We start from the raw sequence: 1,634 nt of genomic DNA, 5'->3' as shown, positions 1-1,634 counted from the left end.
CCTTGCCCTTGCCGCCGCAAGGGCCGCGGCGGCAAGGGCAAGGGCCGGCGCGGCGGCGGCCGCGAGGCGGGCAAGGACGGCGGCGGGCAGGCCCCGCAGACGGCCCTCGCCGAGGCGCTGCGCAAGGCGACCTCCTCCTAAAGATCCTGGAGCGGTGGCACCTTCTTCGGGGCCCTGCTCAGCTCGATCGCCGCCCTGCTCACCCAGCTCGGCTCGCCAGGAACCCCGCCAACGCCCGCCCCGTCGGCGTCTGCGCCGCCGCCACCGCCTCCGGCGTGCCGCTGGCCACCACCTGGCCGCCGGCCTCGCCGCCCTCGGGGCCGAGGTCGAGCACGTGGTCGGCCTCGGCGACGACGTCGAGGTTGTGCTCGATGACCACCACGGTGTGGCCGGCGTCGGCGAGGGCGTGGAGGGCGTCGGTCAGGCGCTGGACGTCGGCGATGTGCAGCCCCACCGTCGGCTCGTCGAGCAGGTAGAGGGTGGGGGCGGCGCGCCGGCCCTGGGCCTTGGCCAGCTCGGCGGCGAGCTTGAGCCGCTGCGCCTCGCCGCCGGAGAGCGTCGGGCTCGGCTGCCCCAGGCTCAGGTAGCCGAGGCCGAGGTCGTCGAGCGGCCCCAGGGCGCGGCGGATGCGCGGGTGGGCGCTGAAGCGCTCCCGGGCCTCCTCGACGCTCAGCGCCAGGACCTCGTCGATGCTCAGCCCGGCGTAGCGCACCTCCCGCGTCTCCGCCTCGAAGCGGGTGCCGCCGCACGCCTCGCAGGGGACCTGGACGTCGGGGAGGAAGTGCATCTCCAGGGTCCGGGTGCCCTGCCCCCGGCACGCCTCGCAGCGCCCGCCAGCGGTGTTGAAGGAGAAGCGGGCGGCGTCCCAGCCGCGCAGCCGGGCCTGCTCGGTGCCGGCGAAGAGCCGGCGGATGGGGTCCCAGGCGCCGACGTAGGTCGCCGGGCAGGAGCGCGGGGTGCGGCCGATGGGGCTCTGGTCCACCTCCAGCACCCGACCGAGGCGCTCGGCGCCCTCGAGGGCGCGGCAGCCCACCGGCGCCGGCCGGCGCCCGCCCCACCGGCGGCCGAGCCGGGCGCGGACGCTCGGCTCGAGGACCTCGCGGACGAGGCTCGACTTGCCGGAGCCGGAGACGCCGGTGACGCAGACCAGCCGGCCCAGCGGCAGCTCGGCGTCGACGCCCTGGAGGTTGTGGCGGCGGGCGCCGCGCACGGCCAGCACCCCGGCCTCCGCCCCCGTGCGGCGCGGCCGGCTCGGGTGGCGCGGCGGGTCGGCGAGCGCCCGGCCGGTCAGCGACTCGCCGCTGGCCGTCAGCGCCGCCAGATTCCCCTCGGCGACCACCCGGCCGCCGCGCCGGCCGGCGCCGGGGCCGAGGTCGACGAGGTGCTCGGCGCTGCGGATGGTCTCCTCGTCGTGCTCGACGACCACCACCGTGTTGCCCGCCGCGGCGAGCTCGCGCAGGGCGCCGAGGAGCATGCCGTTGTCCCGCGGGTGGAGGCCGATGGTCGGCTCGTCGAGGACGTAGCACACCCCCTGCAGCCCGGCGCCGAGGCTCGCCGCCAGGCGGATGCGCTGCGCCTCGCCGCCGGAGAGCGTCGGCGCCGCGCGGTCGAGGGTGAGGTAGCCGAGGCCGACG

The 1,634-nt window shown here is 78.2% G+C and carries 1 protein-coding gene; it reads right to left on the bottom strand.

Annotated features, from left to right (window positions below; translation table 11 throughout):
* Positions 1–199 precede the first annotated feature (199 nt).
* A partial coding sequence (locus CKO13_RS12030; RefSeq protein ID WP_476702781.1) for an excinuclease ABC subunit UvrA occupies positions 200–1,634 on the bottom strand: 1,435 nt, incomplete at its 5' end.

The organism is Halorhodospira neutriphila (assembly GCF_016584055.1).
Classification (GTDB): Bacteria; Pseudomonadota; Gammaproteobacteria; order Nitrococcales; family Halorhodospiraceae; genus Halorhodospira; species Halorhodospira neutriphila.
The sequence above is the reverse complement of the archived record's forward strand: the minus strand, read 5'-3'. Positions and strand labels throughout refer to the sequence as shown.